At 58.8% G+C, this 14,886-nt stretch carries 15 protein-coding genes; 7 read left to right on the forward strand and 8 right to left on the reverse strand.

What is annotated here, in order from left to right:
• The first annotated feature begins 137 nt into the window (after nucleotides 1-137).
• Complete coding sequence (locus N7D90_RS19580; protein ID WP_261739541.1) at nucleotides 138-449, forward strand: type II toxin-antitoxin system MqsR family toxin; 312 nt, start codon at nucleotides 138-140, stop codon at nucleotides 447-449.
• Nucleotides 446-916, forward strand: coding sequence for a type II toxin-antitoxin system MqsA family antitoxin (locus N7D90_RS19585; protein ID WP_261739542.1), 471 nt, complete (start codon nucleotides 446-448; stop codon nucleotides 914-916). Before N7D90_RS19580 ends, N7D90_RS19585 begins: the two co-directional genes overlap by 4 nt.
• A gap of 114 nt (nucleotides 917-1,030) precedes the next feature.
• Here N7D90_RS19585 and N7D90_RS19590 read toward each other — a convergent pair whose 3' ends face one another.
• The 4 genes from N7D90_RS19590 to N7D90_RS19605 all read right to left on the reverse strand — a co-directional run bounded on the left by N7D90_RS19590 (nucleotide 1,031) and on the right by N7D90_RS19605 (nucleotide 5,192).
• On the reverse strand, nucleotides 1,031-1,795 hold the full coding sequence (locus tag N7D90_RS19590; protein WP_261739543.1) for an amino acid ABC transporter ATP-binding protein: 765 nt from the start codon (nucleotides 1,793-1,795) through the stop codon (nucleotides 1,031-1,033).
• Nucleotides 1,796-1,808: 13 nt separating this feature from the next.
• Nucleotides 1,809-2,906: an amino acid ABC transporter permease gene (locus N7D90_RS19595; protein ID WP_261739544.1), complete on the reverse strand. Its 1,098-nt coding sequence runs from the start codon at nucleotides 2,904-2,906 to the stop codon at nucleotides 1,809-1,811.
• A 10-nt stretch (nucleotides 2,907-2,916) separates the two neighbouring features.
• Nucleotides 2,917-4,098, reverse strand: coding sequence for an amino acid ABC transporter permease (locus N7D90_RS19600; RefSeq protein ID WP_261739545.1), 1,182 nt, complete (start codon nucleotides 4,096-4,098; stop codon nucleotides 2,917-2,919).
• Nucleotides 4,099-4,163: 65 nt separating this feature from the next.
• On the reverse strand, nucleotides 4,164-5,192 hold the full coding sequence (locus N7D90_RS19605) for an amino acid ABC transporter substrate-binding protein (RefSeq protein WP_261739546.1): 1,029 nt from the start codon (nucleotides 5,190-5,192) through the stop codon (nucleotides 4,164-4,166).
• 421 nt (nucleotides 5,193-5,613) lie between these two features.
• On the opposite strand from N7D90_RS19605, the gene N7D90_RS19610 reads away from it, so the two are divergent.
• Entirely contained in the window at nucleotides 5,614-6,270 is a 657-nt protein-coding gene (locus tag N7D90_RS19610; RefSeq protein ID WP_261739547.1) for an alpha/beta hydrolase, read from the forward strand.
• An 84-nt stretch (nucleotides 6,271-6,354) separates the two neighbouring features.
• A complete protein-coding gene (gene rhlB, locus N7D90_RS19615; RefSeq protein ID WP_261739548.1) occupies nucleotides 6,355-7,851 on the forward strand; it encodes an ATP-dependent RNA helicase RhlB in 1,497 nt (498 codons plus the stop codon).
• Between the two features lie 132 nt (nucleotides 7,852-7,983).
• Here the strand turns inward: rhlB and moaE are convergent, their stop codons facing one another.
• Genes moaE through moaC form a run of 3 tightly spaced genes read right to left on the reverse strand, consistent with a single transcriptional unit; the run spans nucleotide 7,984 to nucleotide 9,151 of the window.
• On the reverse strand, nucleotides 7,984-8,433 hold the full coding sequence (gene moaE, locus N7D90_RS19620) for a molybdopterin synthase catalytic subunit MoaE (RefSeq protein ID WP_261739549.1): 450 nt from the start codon (nucleotides 8,431-8,433) through the stop codon (nucleotides 7,984-7,986).
• Between the two features lie 2 nt (nucleotides 8,434-8,435).
• Entirely contained in the window at nucleotides 8,436-8,681 is a 246-nt protein-coding gene (gene moaD / locus N7D90_RS19625; protein WP_261739550.1) for a molybdopterin converting factor subunit 1, read from the reverse strand.
• Nucleotides 8,678-9,151: a cyclic pyranopterin monophosphate synthase MoaC gene (gene moaC, locus N7D90_RS19630; RefSeq protein ID WP_261739551.1), complete on the reverse strand. Its 474-nt coding sequence runs from the start codon at nucleotides 9,149-9,151 to the stop codon at nucleotides 8,678-8,680. The genes moaD and moaC overlap by 4 nt, the downstream gene beginning before the upstream one ends.
• A 144-nt stretch (nucleotides 9,152-9,295) precedes the next feature.
• Between moaC and N7D90_RS19635 the strand changes: the two genes are divergently transcribed.
• Entirely contained in the window at nucleotides 9,296-9,742 is a 447-nt protein-coding gene (locus tag N7D90_RS19635) for a DMT family transporter (protein ID WP_261739552.1), read from the forward strand.
• Here N7D90_RS19635 and N7D90_RS19640 read toward each other — a convergent pair.
• Nucleotides 9,731-10,642 carry a LysR family transcriptional regulator gene (locus N7D90_RS19640; RefSeq protein WP_261739553.1) on the reverse strand — a complete coding sequence of 304 codons (912 nt, stop codon included), beginning with the start codon at nucleotides 10,640-10,642 and terminating at the stop codon, nucleotides 9,731-9,733. The two genes, N7D90_RS19635 and N7D90_RS19640, sit on opposite strands and share 12 nt — an antisense overlap.
• Before the next feature lie 41 nt (nucleotides 10,643-10,683).
• On the opposite strand from N7D90_RS19640, the gene N7D90_RS19645 reads away from it, so the two are divergent.
• Both N7D90_RS19645 and N7D90_RS19650 read left to right on the forward strand, forming a co-directional pair.
• Entirely contained in the window at nucleotides 10,684-11,817 is a 1,134-nt protein-coding gene (locus N7D90_RS19645; protein ID WP_261739554.1) for an efflux RND transporter periplasmic adaptor subunit, read from the forward strand.
• The gene (locus N7D90_RS19650) at nucleotides 11,814-14,855 is read left to right on the forward strand and encodes a MexW/MexI family multidrug efflux RND transporter permease subunit (protein ID WP_261739555.1); all 3,042 of its coding nucleotides are present in this window, start codon (nucleotides 11,814-11,816) and stop codon (nucleotides 14,853-14,855) included. Before N7D90_RS19645 ends, N7D90_RS19650 begins: the two co-directional genes overlap by 4 nt.
• Nucleotides 14,856-14,886 lie beyond the last annotated feature (31 nt).

Consider the following 14,886-nt stretch of genomic DNA (forward strand, 5'->3'; position numbering starts at 1 on the left):
GATGAATTTCCCTACATCCTATCCAGACACATCCAGTTGGGCAATCAACTACAGCTTAAAGGCCGCAAAAAACGATCACTAACTATTGAACAAAAAACCCTTTAAGGGTAATTTAAATCGTATCGAGGCTGCCTCTTATGGAAAAGAAAACACCTCACTACAACCTGCCGTTGATTCAAGCCGATGTTCGACGGCTTGGCGCTGTAGCGTTTACCAAAAGCGCATTGGATGGCGGACGAACCATGGGCCTTACCCTCGCGCAAATGCAGCGGGTCATTGCCACTTTAGAGCGCAGATCACTTTACAAGTCGATGTCGACCCACGCCGACCACAAGGTCTGGCAGGACGTCTATCACGCACAGGCCTACGGTTTGGCCATCTACATCAAGGTGACTTATCGCCCAAGTGGAGGGCCGCCAGTCATCGCTTTCAAGGAAAAAGACCTATGAAAAAACATGACTGCTACACCTGCGGTGCCGGCGATGTGATGCAAGCGTTCAAAGGGCGCAGCTTCAATGTGGACTTCAAGCAGTTGAACCGGATGGTGCACAACCTGGCCGGCTACGAATGCACGGAATGCGCTGAGATCGAATTCGACGCTCCCAGCGCCGAGCGTTATGCCCAGGCGGGTGACGAACTGATTGAAGATGCCAAACGGGTAATGGCAGAAGAGATGAAGCGAATCCGGCGCAAACTGCACTTCACCCAGAAGAGTGCCGTGCAGTTGCTGTCAGGGGGCGGCCACAATGCGTTCAGCCGTTATGAGCGGGCCGAGGTTGAGCCTCCAAAACCATTGTTTGTGCTGATGCGTTTACTCGATCGCCATCCCGAACTGGTTCAGGAACTGCCTGCAATCAACGCGTGTGCTGACATCAATGCGCTGCTGGTGCAAAAAGAGCAGCAGCGCCATAAATAAGCCTGTAGCCGCTGCCGTAGGCTGCGATAAGGCCCGAAGGGCCTTCGCCCTTCAACACCGCAAACCCTTCGGGCTCGATCGCAGCCTGCAGCAGCGCCTACAGGTGCTGTTGAATCAATGCAGAATCTGATTCAGAAACAGTTTTGTCCGGTCATTTTGCGGGTTGTCGAAGAAGTCATTCGGCGCGGCCTCTTCTACGATTTCACCCTTGTCCATAAAGATCACCCGGTTAGCCACGGTGCGGGCAAAGCCCATTTCGTGGGTCACGCAGAGCATGGTCATACCGTCTTCTGCCAGACCGATCATGGTGTCCAATACCTCTTTGACCATCTCCGGGTCGAGCGCTGAAGTCGGCTCATCGAACAGCATGATTTTTGGCTTCATGCATAGCGCCCGGGCAATCGCCACCCGCTGTTGCTGGCCACCCGACAACTGACCCGGGTACTTGTGCGCCTGCTCCGGAATACGCACCCGTTCCAGATAATGCATGGCGATTTCTTCAGCCTTTCGCTTGGGCATCTTGCGCACCCACATCGGTGCCAGCGTGCAGTTCTGCAGGATGGTCAAATGCGGAAAAAGGTTGAAATGCTGGAACACCATGCCCACTTCGCGGCGTACCGATTCGATCTGCTTGATGTCATTGGTCAGTTCTACACCATCGACCACGATGCGCCCCTGCTGGTGCTCTTCGAGGCGATTGAGGCAGCGGATGGTCGTTGACTTGCCCGACCCCGATGGCCCGCACAACACAATGCGCTCGCCCGGCTGCACATTGAGGTTGATGTCCTTGAGTACGTGGAACTGGCCATACCACTTGTTAACGCCCTGCATCTGAATAATGCCTTCAGCGCTCGCGGTTTTTTTGATTGCTTCACTCATGTCGCACTCCTACCTAACGCTTATGGCCAGTGTCCAGCTTGTGCTCCAGATGCATGGAGTAGCGGGACATACCAAAACAGAAAATCCAGAACACCAACGCTGCAAACACATAGCCTTCGGTCGCCATGCCCAGCCAGGTCGGGTCGGCAGCCGCTTGCTTGACGCTGTTGAGCAGGTCGAACAGGCCGATGATGATCACCAGGCTGGTGTCCTTGAACAGGGCAATAAAGGTGTTGACGATGCCAGGGATCACCAGCTTCAGAGCTTGCGGCAAGATCACCAGGCCCATGCTGCGCCAGTAGCCCAGGCCCATCGCCGCCGCTGCTTCGTACTGCCCTTTGGGAATCGCTTGCAGACCGCCGCGCACCACCTCAGCCACATACGCTGACTGGAACAGAATCACCCCGATCAGGGCCCGCAGCAGCTTGTCGAAGTTCATGCCCTCAGGCAGAAACAGCGGCAGCATCACCGAGGACATAAACAGTACGGTGATCAACGGTACGCCACGCCAGAACTCGATAAAGGTCACGCACACCACGCGAATGGCCGGCATGTCCGAACGTCGTCCCAGCGCCAGCAAAATCCCCAATGGCAAGGCGCCAGCAATACCCACTGTGGCAATAACCAGCGTCAGCATCAGGCCACCCCACTGGCTGGTAGCCACGTTAGTGAGCCCCCAGTGACCGCCGTGCAGCAAGCTGTAAGCCAGAATCGGGTACACCACCAAAAAGCCCAGGCCGTAGATTGCCTTGTGCTTGAAGCGCGAGATAAACAGCGGCGCTGCGCCAATCACGGCCAGCCACACACTCAGATCAACCCGCCAGCGCAACTCGGTAGGGTAATAGCCATACATGAATTGGCCGAAACGCTGCTGGATGAACACCCAGCAGGCGCCGTCCTTGGTGCAGTCAGCCCGCGTGCTACCGACCCAATTGGCATCAAGAATCGTCCAGCTCAGCAGCGGCGGCACGATCAGCCAAATAAGGTAAAAGGCAAACAGGGTGAGCAAGGTGTTGAGCCAGCTGGAAAACAGATTGGCCCGCGCCCAAGCGACAATACCGATGCGGTTACCCGGCGGTGGCATGTCGGGTTTAAAAACATGAGTCGTCATAGTCCCGTCCTCATCGCTCGATCAGCGCAATACGCGTGTTGTACCAATTCATCAGCAGCGAAATGCTGATGCTGATTGCCAGGTACACGCTCATGGTGATGGCAATGACCTCAATCGCTTGCCCGGTCTGGTTAAGTACGGTGCCGGCAAACAGTGAAACCATTTCCGGATATCCGATGCCCGCCGCCAGCGACGAGTTTTTCACCAGGTTCAGGTATTGGCTGGTCAGCGGCGGAATAATCACCCGCAGTGCTTGCGGGATAATTACCTTGCGCAATGTCGGCCCCGGGCGCAGGCCCAGCGAGCGGGCAGCTTCGGTCTGGCCATGGCTGACCGACTTGATCCCCGAACGCACGATTTCGGCAATGAATGCCGCGGTGTACACCGTCAACGCAATGGTCAGCGCCAGCAGCTCAGGGATAAGCACCCAACCACCGACAAAGTTGAAGCCCTTGAGTTGCGGCATTTCCCAATGCACCGGAGTGCCAAACAGCAACACGCACAAGCCCGGAATCACCAGCATCAGTGCCAGCCCGACCCAAAACTTGTGAAATGGAACACCGGTCTCTTCGAAGCGCTGGTTGGCCCGGCGAACCATCAGCACCACAGCCACAATCGCCAGCAGCACACTGGCCATAAACGGCCAAAAGGCCTCGGTGCCCACGGCTGCCGGCATGTTCAGGCCACGGCTGCTCATATAGAAAATGTCAGCAAAGTTGTGGCTGTTGCGTGGCCCCGGCATGGTCAGAAAGACCGCGAAGTACCAGAACAGAATTTGCAGCAGAGGAGGAATATTGCGAAAGACCTCGACGTAAACCGTTGCCAGTTTGCTGATCATCCAGTTCGACGATAACCGCGCGATACCCACGATAAAACCGAGAATCGTCGCCAGAACGATACCGATCACTGACACCAGCAAGGTGTTGAGCAAACCGATCAGAAAGACCCGGGAGTAGCTGTCGGACTCGGTGTAATCAATCAGATGCTGCGCAATGCCAAATCCGGCACTGCGTTGAAGAAAGTCAAAACCTGAAGTAATGCCACGGTGCTGGAGGTTGGTCTGGGTGTTGTTGAACAGATACCAGCCCATAAACACCACCAGTGCGACGGTGATGATCTGGAATAACCACCCACGCACACGCGGATCGCCGAGGCTGAGCCTGGGCTTTGGTGCGCCGACTTTAGTTTGCATGAAGTGCCCCTAAAAATGGATCAAACAACATCACCCGGCAGTTGGCCTACCGGGTGAAAGGGCTATCAGCGCACGGGTGGTGCGTATTGAATGCCGCCGTTATTCCACAGAGCGTTCAGCCCGCGGTCGATGGCCAGAGGAGTACTTTTGCCGAGGTTTTTCTCGAAGACTTCGCCGTAGTTACCGACCTGGCTGACAATCTGTACCACCCAGTCTTTTGGCAGTTTCAGGTCTTTGCCGTACTCGCCGTCAGCACCCAGCAAGCGGGCAACATCCGGGTTTTTGGTCGACTTGGCTTCAGCCACGACGTTTTTGGAGGTGATACCTGCTTCTTCTGCATTGAGCATGGCGAACAGAGTCCACTTCACAATACTGAACCAGTCTTCGTCGCCTTTACGCACTACAGGGCCCAGAGGCTCCTTGGAGATGGTTTCAGGCAATACCACGTAGTCATTTGGGTTCGCCAGTTTGGTGCGCTGTGCGTACAACTGCGACTTGTCGGAGGTCAACACGTCGCAACGACCGCTTTCCAGCGACTTGGCGCTTTCATCAGAGGTGTCGAAGGTGATCGGGGTGTACTTCAGATTATTCGCGCGGAAGTAATCCGAGACGTTCAGCTCGGTAGTCGTACCAGCCTGGATACAGATGGTTGCACCGTCCAGTTCCTTGGCACTTTTTACGCCCAGCTTGTTGTTGACCAAAAAGCCAACACCGTCGTAGTAGGTCACGCCCGCAAACACCATGCCCATGCCCGCGTCACGGGAGCTGGTCCAGGTGGTGTTGCGCGACAGCACGTCAACTTCGCCTGACTGCAGCGCGGTGAAACGTTCCTTGGCGTTCAACTGGCTGAACTTGACCTTGGTTGCATCGCCAAATACCGCTGCGGCCACTGCGCGGCAAATATCGGCATCAATGCCCAGGATCTTGCCGTTTTTGTCAGGTACCGAAAAACCCGGCAACCCGTCGCTGACGCCACACTGCACAAAGCCTTTCTTTTTGACGCCGTCCAGGGTTGCGCCTGCGTGGGCAAAGCCACTGACACTCAACACGATGGCTGCGGTGGCCAGAGCCAGGGTGGATTTCAACTGCTTCATTCAAACCTCCAGTACTGCGCTTTTATTGTGTTTGAACAAGACCCGCCGCCCCCTTGTGAGGCAATGTTGACCCGTGTTGGCTTTTATTGGGTCAAGCGGCATAAGTCTTGAGCGATGGGTGCATCGCACGAACCGTCAAACTGAAGCGCTCACTTGAGCTGTTGAATTCCTTGTCTAACTTCAACCTCGGGATTTTTGCTGTCCCCCCATCGGCAGTAGCCTGTTAGTGTTACCGCCGAAGGTGAACGCATTCACGTCCCTGTCCACATAGCAAAGCGCGTACCACACCAGCTGCTTAAGTAAGTTCAGTACGTAATGCTGGAAAAAACGTTCAAGCAAGCGACATTTTCTGTAATTTTTCACCGATCGAGCACTTTTGTAGCGCACCCGGTTTGCGCACATGCACAACGATGGAGCAGCCATGACCCAACCTCTGATTATCCAACCCCAAAAGACTGCGGACGCCTGTGTTATCTGGCTCCATGGCTTGGGTGCCGACCGTTATGACTTCATGCCGGTGGCCGAAATCCTGCAGCAGTCGCTTTTGACTACACGCTTTGTATTGCCCCAGGCACCGACCCGCGCCGTGACCATTAATGGCGGTTATGCCATGCCGAGTTGGTATGACATCAAGGCCATGAGCCCTGCCCGCTCCATCTGCGAAGAAGAGCTGGAAGAGTCGGCTGACATGGTCATTCAATTGATCGAAGCCCAGCGCCAGAGCGGTATCGACGCCAACCGGATTTTCCTCGCCGGTTTCTCCCAGGGTGGTGCCGTGGTGTTCCACACTGCTTATTTGAAATGGCAGGGACCATTGGGTGGCGTACTTGCCCTTTCCACCTATGCACCGACGTTCAGCGATGTGCTGCCATTGTCCGCCAGCCAGCAACGTATCCCGGCCCTGTGCCTACATGGGCAGTACGATGATGTAGTCCAAAACGCTATGGGCCGTACGGCTTATGAGCGTTTAAAGGCAGCAGGCGTAGCAGTTACATGGCAGGAATACCCAATGGGCCACGAAGTGTTACCCGAGGAAATTCGCGACATCGGGGCCTGGCTGACGAAACGTCTGACCTAAAACCGAAACATCCTGTCGTTCACTACGCCGAGCACCCGACTTGCATTACACTGCCCGGCGTACACTCCTTAACCAACTGATGAGATGACCGTGCTCAAAGCACTCAAAAAAATATTCGGTAAAAGCGAGGCTGAGCCGCTCGCGCCAGCTTCCGTTACACCTTCGAGCAACACCAGCCCGCGAACCGACGCGCAACAGCCTGGTCGTTCTGCTCCTGCTCCAGCCCCAGCGCCGGTGACCACTCCTGACGCACAGCCCGCGGATGAACAACCGCGTATCGAAAAGCCTAAAGTTGCAAAACCACGGCGCGAAGTGGCCCCCAAGCCACCGGTCATTCCCTGGAAACTCGAAGACTTTGCGGTCGAGCCACAAGAAGGCAAAGTCCGCTTTCACGATTTCAAGCTCGCCCCCGAGCTGATGCACGCCATTCAAGACCTCGGTTTCCCGTATTGCACGCCGATCCAGGCGGGTGTGCTGGGCTACACCCTGAGCGGTCGCGATGCGATTGGTCGGGCCCAGACTGGCACCGGCAAAACCGCTGCGTTCCTGATCTCGATCATCAGCCAATTGACCCAGACCCCGCCGCCCAAAGAGCGTTACATGGGTGAGCCACGCGCACTGATCATCGCGCCGACCCGCGAGTTGGTGGTGCAAATCGCCAAGGACGCGGCCGACCTGACCAAATACACCGACCTCAACGTCATGACGTTTGTCGGCGGTATGGACTTCGACAAACAGCTCAAGCAGCTTGAAGCGCGTCATTGCGACATTCTGGTCGCCACACCGGGCCGTCTGCTGGACTTCAACCAGCGCGGCGAAGTGCATCTGGACATGGTCGAAGTGATGGTGCTCGACGAAGCCGACCGCATGCTGGATATGGGTTTCATTCCGCAAGTGCGCCAGATCATTCGTCAAACGCCGCAGAAAGCCGAACGTCAAACGCTGCTGTTTTCCGCGACCTTTACCGAGGACGTGATGAACCTGGCCAAGCAATGGACTACCGACCCTGCCATCGTCGAAATCGAAGCGCTCAACGTCGCCAGCGATATGGTTGAACAACACGTGTATGCCGTTGCCGGTGCCGACAAATACAAGTTGTTGTTCAACCTGGTGAACGACAACGGCTGGGAGCGCGTCATCGTGTTCGCCAACCGCAAGGACGAAGTGCGCCGCATAGAAGAGCGCCTGGTACGTGACGGCATCAACGCTGCCCAGCTATCGGGCGACGTGCCGCAACACAAGCGCATCAAGACGCTGGAAGGCTTTCGTGAAGGCAAGATCCGCGTACTGGTGGCCACCGACGTCGCAGGTCGCGGAATTCATATCGACGGCATCAGCCACGTAATCAACTTCACCCTGCCTGAAGTGCCGGACGATTACGTGCACCGCATTGGCCGTACTGGCCGCGCAGGTGCCAGCGGGGTTTCCATCAGCTTTGCCGGTGAAGACGACTCGTATCAACTGCCGTCGATCGAAGCCTTGCTGGGTCGCAAAATCAGCTGCGAAACGCCGCCAACCGAATTGCTGCGCCCGGTGGTACGAGCGGTACGCAAACCGCACGATCCGGATGCAATCGCGTAATACGCTGAATCGGTAGTTACTCTGTAGCCGCTGTCGAGGTACGAGGCTGCGATGGGTTGCGAAGCGGCAACGCTTTTTGAAGGGCCTGGCTCCCTTATCGCAGCCTTCGGCAGCGGCTACAAAGCTCGTTAGCTACTTCCAGCGATCTGCCGCCACTTCGTCGCTGGCCCGCCCTTCAACCCAGTGCGGGCCGTCAGCGGTCTGTTCTTTTTTCCAGAACGGGGCGCGGGTCTTCAGGTAGTCCATCACAAACGCACAAGCGTCAAACGCCGCCTGGCGATGGGCACTGGCCACTCCCACAAACACGATCGGCTCACCCGGCTCCAGCGCACCCACCCGGTGCAGCACTTCAAGCTTGAGCAACGGCCAACGTTGTTCCGCTTCAACCATGATCTTGGCCAGGGCCTTTTCGGTCATGCCAGGATAGTGTTCCAGAAACATCCCCGCCACATCGCGCCCTTCATTGAAGTCGCGCACATAACCGACAAAGCTCACCACCGCCCCTACGCCCAGATTGGCCGCGTGCAGTGCATTGACTTCAGCGCCAGGGTCAAAGGTCGCCGCTTGTACCCGAATCGCCATGTTCAGCCTCCGGTCACGGGAGGGAAGAAAGCGACTTCATCGCCGTCTACCAGCGGTTCATCCAGTTTGCACAGTTCTTCGTTGCGCGCACACATCAGGTTGGACTCGGCCAGCACCTGCCAGGCGCCACCGCGTTGCGCCAGGTGCGCCCGCAACTGTTCGATGGACGCAAACTCACCGTCCACCGACTCGCCATCCAGCCCCAGCGCCTCACGGTAACGAGCAAAGAAAACGACGTTGAGCTTCATGACGCGTCTGCCTGAAAGTGCCCGCTCTTGCCGCCGAGCTTCTCCAGTACCCGCACACTTTCGATGGTCATGCCGCGATCCACCGCCTTGCACATATCATAAATCGTCAGGGCCGCCACGCTGGCAGCGGTCAGGGCTTCCATCTCGACACCGGTCTGCCCGGACAACTTGCAACGCGCCACGATCAGCACCGCATCAGTGCCTTGAGCACTGAGTTCAACCTTGACGCTGGTGAGCATCAGCGGATGGCACAGCGGGATCAGGTCCGAAGTTTTCTTGGCCGCCTGAATCCCGGCAATCCGCGCCACGGCAAACACGTCACCCTTGGGGTGGCCACCACTGACGATCATGTCCAGGGTTTCAGGGCGCATGCGCACCACGGCTTGTGCCAGCGCCTCACGGGATGTCACCGCTTTATCGGTGACATCAACCATGTTGGCGCGGCCTTGAGAATCTAAATGAGTCAGCACAGGGGGTACTCCAAACAGGAGCAAGGAGTGTAAACCCGAGAATTGGTTAAGACCATCGACCCCGCGAATACCGCGCATCAGAACATCGAATTGGCCGCCTGCCGGCATTCGCCGTACAACGGTTGAAACTTCGGAGCCGTCCTTATGCCTCTTTTTGTTGTCATTGCCCTGAGCCTGTTTGCAGGCTTTGCCGTGCCCTTGCAGGCTGGCAGCAACGCCCGGCTTGGCGTTGTGCTCGGCCACCCGTTTTGGGCCACGGTGATTTCGTTGCTGGTCAGTGGCGTGGCCATTGCGCTGGTGATGCTGATCGTGAAAGTGCCCCGCCCCAACCTCGCGGCGCTGCTCACCGGCCCTTGGTGGATCTGGCTCGGAGGCCTGGCCGGGGTGTTTTACATCACCGTCGCACTGATCACCGTGCCGCGCCTGGGAGCACTGAATTTCATCATGGCGGTGGTGGTGGGCCAGCTGATTATTTCGCTGGTGATTGATTATTTTGGCTTGCTCGGCCTGCCCAAAAACAGCCCGAGCCTGCAGAAAATTCTGGGGGTGAGTGTGGTGCTGGCAGGGTTTGTCATTGCCTCACGGGGTTGAAGGCGCGCTTACCTGTTTGACCAGCTCACGCAGCCAACGATGGGCCGGATCCTGATTAAACCGCTGGTGCCAGACCTGCACATAGTTGAACGGCGCCACGGTCAGCGGCGGAGGTATCGCCACCAGCGTGTCCCCCAGCGGCACGTTGTCCAGAGTGCGGGTGGCCACGGTGAGGATCAGATCGGTGCCGGCAATCATCCCCGGCGCGGTGCCCCAGTGGGGAACGTTGACCGCCACCCGCCGCTGCAGCCCCCGGGCGCGCAAAACGTTGTCGACCTCGCCCTGGGTGTTGCCATCCATCGACACCAACAAATGCGGACGCGCCAGATAGCTGTCCAGGTCGAGCACGCCACTATCGGGCAACGAACGACGGTTAAGCAGGCAGGTAAAGGTTTCTTCGAACAGTACGTCGCAGCTGATATCCGCCGGCAGCGTCGCAAACACCCCCACGGCCAGGTCGATTTTGCCCTGTTCGATTTGCTCCAGCATGCCCAGGCGGCTGTCCTGAATCACCACCAGCGAGGTGTCCGGCGCCAGCTTGCGCAGTTGCACCAGCAATTTGGGCAGCACGATAGCGGCGCCGTAATCGGACATCGCCACGCGAAAGGTGCGCTGCGAGTCTGCCGGCACAAAGTCGATGGACTGGCCAAGCAAGGTCTCGATCTGGCCGAGCACGGCCTTGAGCGGCGCCTGAAGGTTTTGCGCCAGCGCACTGAGCACCACCTCATTGCCCTGGCGAATCAGTAACGGGTCATCCAGCAGCAGCCTGAGCTTGTTCAGCGAGTGGCTGATGGCCGGCTGGCTCAGATGCAAGCGAACACCGGTGCGGGTCACGTGTTTTTCCGTGAGCAACGCATCAAGCACCACCAGCAGATTCAAATCGATATTGCGCAGTAACACTCCGACTCTCCTGTCATTAGCCCACTCCAAGGGAGCGCTGCATGCTAGATCCCACACCCTCCACTGCCACGGCGCGTAACACGCGCCAGCTTACCCTACGCAACGCCCTTTACGGGTTTTCAGGCCTGATGCTGATCCTGATCTTCTGGGCTGTATGGTGCTGGCAACAACCGGCACCCGCCGCGTATGAGGTCGCGCCGGTCAAGGTGGCCGTGGCCATGGTCAGCAACCAGCCGTTTATCCGTTATCTGGACGCGATTGGCGAGCTGGAAGCGGTGCAGGAAGTCAGCGTGCCCGCCGAGATCGGCGGGCGGATCGTCGAGCTGCCCATTGAATCCGGGCAAAGAGTCACCCGCGGGCAAGTTCTGCTGCGCCTCAACGATGCGCCCGAGCGTGGCCAACTGGTGCGCTTGCAGGGCCAACTGGACAACACCCGGGTACGCCTTGAGCGGATGAAAAAACTGATCGATTCCAATGCCATTTCCCGGGAAGCGCTGGACAACGCCCAAGCCGAATACACCACCGCCCGCGGTGCTGTTCAGGGGCTGGTGGCACAGATAGAGCAGCGCACCATCAGGGCACCGTTCGACGGCACTTTGGGCATTCGTAAAGTCCATTTAGGCCAGTACGTGAACCCCGGCGATACCCTGATCAACCTGATCGGCAACAAGGGCCTTTACGTCAATTTCAGTGTGCCCGAGCAGGCCCTGCCCCACTTCGCCACCGGCAAAAGCCTGCTGGTCGAACTCGATGCCCTGCCCCATCAACCGCTGACGGCCGTGGTCAGCAGCATCGATCCGTTCCTTGAGCGTTCCCGTACCGCCAGCGTGCAGGCACACCTGAAAAACCCGCCAAGTGCTGCTCTGCCGCGCATGTTTGCCAGGGTGCGCTTGCCCCAGCCGCTGCCCGAAAACACCTTGAGCGTGCCAGAAACGGCAGTGACCTACAGCGCGTATGGCGAAGACCTCTATGTCGTGCAACCTGCAGGCATACCCACTGTGCGCCGGGTCTCGGTCGAGACCGGCGAGCGCCGCGAGGGTTGGGTGGTGATCACCCGGGGGGTGGCGCCGGGGGATCAAGTGGTGATCTCCGGTCAGATCAAACTCAGCGATGGCGCACGTATCGAGCCCATTACCAACAGCGTACTGGCCGTTGACGCAGGAGCCATCGAGTGAAGTTCACAGATATGTTCGTCCGCCGCCCGGTGCTCGCGCTGGTGGTCAGCCTGATGATCCTGCTGGCCGGGCTCAAAGCCTATATGGGTTTGCCCGTGCGCCAGTACCCGTTGCTGGAAAGCTCCGTGATCACCGTCAGCACCGACTACCCCGGGGCCCCGGCCGAACTGATGCAGGGCTTTGTCACCCAGCCCATCAACCAGTCGCTGGCCTCGGTGGAAGGCGTCGACTACATCAGCTCATCCTCGGTGCAGGGCCATAGCCTGGTGACGTTGCGCATGGCGCTGAACCAGGACTCGGCCAAGGCCCTGAGCGAGGTGATCGCCAAGGTCAACCAGGTCAAGTATCGCTTGCCGGAACAGGCCTACGACCCGGTGATCGAGCGCTCGGCCGGTGAGTCCACCGCCGTGGCGTATGTCGGTTTTACCAGCGACACCCTCTCGGCCGCAGCCCTGAGCGACTACCTGAGCCGGGTGGTGCAGCCCTTGTTCGCCACGATTGCAGGCGTGGCCAAGGTCGATACCTTTGGCGGCCAGCGCCTGGCCATGCGCCTGTGGCTCGACCCGCAACGCATGGCCGGCCATGGCATCAGCGCCGCCGAGGTCGAACAGGCGATCCGCGCCAACAACTTCCAGGCCGCCCCGGGGCAAATCAAAGGGCAATACGTGGTGTCATCGATTCAGGTCAACAGCGACCTCACCACCCTAGACGAATTTCGCGACCTGGTGATCAGCAATCGTGGGGACCGCCTGCTACGCCTGCGCGATATTGCCGAGGTCGAGCTGGGCTCGGCCGCCTACGAAACCAGCGCCCTGATGGACGGCAAACCCGCGGTGCATCTGGGGCTGTACGCCACGCCCGGGGGCAACCCGCTGGTAATTGTCGAGGGCATCAAACGCCTGTTGCCGGACATCCAGAAAACCCTGCCACCTGGGGTCGAAGCCGCACTTGCGTTCGAAACCGCGCACTTTATCGAAGCCTCGATTGTGGAAGTGATCCAGACCCTGCTCGAAGCGATCCTGATTGTAGTGCTGATCATTTTCCTGTGCCTGGGCTCATGGCGCACGGTGCTGATCCCGATTCTCAGCATCCCGCTGTCGATCCTCGGCGCCCTGGCCTTAATGGCGTTATTTGGCTTCAGCATCAACCTGCTGACGCTGCTGGCGATGGTGCTGGCCATCGGGCTGGTGGTGGACGACGCGATTGTGGTCACCGAAAACATCCACCGCCATATCAAGGAAGGCCTCGCCCCGCTTGAGGCTGCGCTGATTGGCGCCCGTGAAATCGCCTCACCGGTGATCGCCATGACTGTCACCCTGGCCGCGGTATACATGCCCATCGGCCTGATGAACGACCTGACCGGCGCACTGTTCAAGGAGTTCGCCCTGACTCTGGCCGGCGCGGTGCTCGTGTCAGGAGTGATCGCCCTCACGCTGACCCCGGTGATGTGCGCAAAACTGCTGCCGGCCGGACAAGACGAAGGCGCCATGGGCATGCTGGCCGAGGGGTTCTTCCACCGTTTATCGCGGCGTTATCAGCGAGGCTTGCTGCTGTCATTGCGTAAGCGCGGCGTGGTCCTGGGTTTTGCCGTGCTGATCCTGCTCAGCCTGCCACTGCTCTACGGCCAGGCCGCAAAAGAACTGGCGCCCAATGAAGACCAGGGCAACCTGCTGCTGGCGATCAAATCCCCGCAACACGCCAACCTCGACTTTGTTGAGCGCTATGCCGCGCAATTGAGTGGCGTCCTCGGTGCCATCCCCGAAGCTACCGGCACCTGGATCATCAACGGCACCGACGGTGTGGCGGCCAGCTATGCCGGAGTCAATTTCAAGGAATGGAACCAGCGCGGGCGCAGCGCAGCGCAGATCCAGACGCAATTGCAGCAGCGGGTCGACGGCGTGGAAGGCAATGCCATCTTCGTCTTCCAGATGCCGGCGCTGCCCGCCTCCACCGGTGGTTTGCCGGTACAACTGGTGATCCGCAGCACCGAGGATTACCGCTCGCTGTACCTGGCCATGGAACAGCTGAAGCAGCAGGCCCGGGCCAGCGGATTGTTCGCCGTGGTCGACAGTGACCTGGCGTTCAACAACCCGGTGACCGAGGTGCGGATCGACCGCAACAAGGCCAACAGCCTGGGTATCCGCCTGCAAGACATCGCCAGCACCCTGGCAATACTGGTCGGCGAAAACTACACCAACCGCTTCGCGATGCAGGGCCGCTCCTATGATGTGATCGCGCAAACCGGGGCCAGCCAGCGCCTGACGCCCGAGGCCTTGAACGGCTTCTACCTCGCCACCGATACCGGGGTGCAAGTACCGCTGGCCACCGTGGTCAGCCTGCACAGCGATATCCAGCCCAACCGCCTGAAACAGTTCAACCAGCAAAATTCGGCAACCTTCCAGGGCATCGCGGCACCCGGCGTGAGCCTGGGCCAGGCCGTGGCTTTTTTGACCGAACACAGCAAGCAATTGCCCGCCAGCTTCAGCCATGACTGGCAGTCCGATTCGCGGCAATTTATCCACGAAGGCAACGCGCTGATGCTGACCTTTGTGTTCGCCCTGATCGTGATTTACATGGTGCTGGCGGCGCAGTACGAAAGCCTGCGCGACCCGCTGATCATCCTGATCACCGTACCGCTGTCGATCTGCGGCGCCCTGATCCCGCTGGCACTGGGCTGGGCCACGCTCAACATCTACACCCAGATCGGCCTGGTGACGTTGATCGGGCTGATCAGCAAGCACGGGATCCTGATGGTCGAGTTTGCCAATGAACTGCAAGCCGCTACGGGCTGCTCACCGGCCAACGCCATCATCCGCTCGGCCCGCATCCGCTTACGGCCAATCCTGATGACCACCGCCGCCATGGTGGTCGGCCTGGTGCCCTTGCTGTTTGCCAGCGGCGCAGGGGCCAGCAGCCGCTTCGGACTGGGCATCGTGATTGTCGTGGGGATGGTGGTGGGGACGCTGTTTACGTTGTTTGTACTGCCGTCGATCTACAGCCTGATCTCCAGAAGACACACGCCGGCTCCCTCCCCCTGAAACGCAACCGGGCGGCTCAAGGCCGCCCGGG

This window comes from Pseudomonas fragi (assembly GCF_025426255.1).
Classification (GTDB): domain Bacteria; phylum Pseudomonadota; class Gammaproteobacteria; order Pseudomonadales; family Pseudomonadaceae; genus Aquipseudomonas; species Aquipseudomonas kulmbachensis.

Excerpts from the sequence above, each read along its gene's own strand:
- N7D90_RS19580 (WP_261739541.1), top strand. The coding sequence starts at position 138 with ATGGAAAAGAAAACACCTCACTACAACCTGCCGTTGATTCAAGCCGAT.
- N7D90_RS19585 (WP_261739542.1), top strand. The coding sequence starts at position 446 with ATGAAAAAACATGACTGCTACACCTGCGGTGCCGGCGATGTGATGCAA.
- N7D90_RS19590 (WP_261739543.1), bottom strand. The coding sequence starts at position 1,795 with ATGAGTGAAGCAATCAAAAAAACCGCGAGCGCTGAAGGCATTATTCAG.
- N7D90_RS19595 (WP_261739544.1), bottom strand. The coding sequence starts at position 2,906 with ATGACGACTCATGTTTTTAAACCCGACATGCCACCGCCGGGTAACCGC.
- N7D90_RS19600 (WP_261739545.1), bottom strand. The coding sequence starts at position 4,098 with ATGCAAACTAAAGTCGGCGCACCAAAGCCCAGGCTCAGCCTCGGCGAT.
- N7D90_RS19605 (WP_261739546.1), bottom strand. The coding sequence starts at position 5,192 with ATGAAGCAGTTGAAATCCACCCTGGCTCTGGCCACCGCAGCCATCGTG.
- N7D90_RS19610 (WP_261739547.1), top strand. The coding sequence starts at position 5,614 with ATGACCCAACCTCTGATTATCCAACCCCAAAAGACTGCGGACGCCTGT.
- rhlB (WP_261739548.1), top strand. The coding sequence starts at position 6,355 with ATGACCGTGCTCAAAGCACTCAAAAAAATATTCGGTAAAAGCGAGGCT.
- moaE (WP_261739549.1), bottom strand. The coding sequence starts at position 8,433 with ATGGCGATTCGGGTACAAGCGGCGACCTTTGACCCTGGCGCTGAAGTC.
- moaD (WP_261739550.1), bottom strand. The coding sequence starts at position 8,681 with ATGAAGCTCAACGTCGTTTTCTTTGCTCGTTACCGTGAGGCGCTGGGG.
- N7D90_RS19635 (WP_261739552.1), top strand. The coding sequence starts at position 9,296 with ATGCCTCTTTTTGTTGTCATTGCCCTGAGCCTGTTTGCAGGCTTTGCC.
- N7D90_RS19645 (WP_261739554.1), top strand. The coding sequence starts at position 10,684 with ATGCTAGATCCCACACCCTCCACTGCCACGGCGCGTAACACGCGCCAG.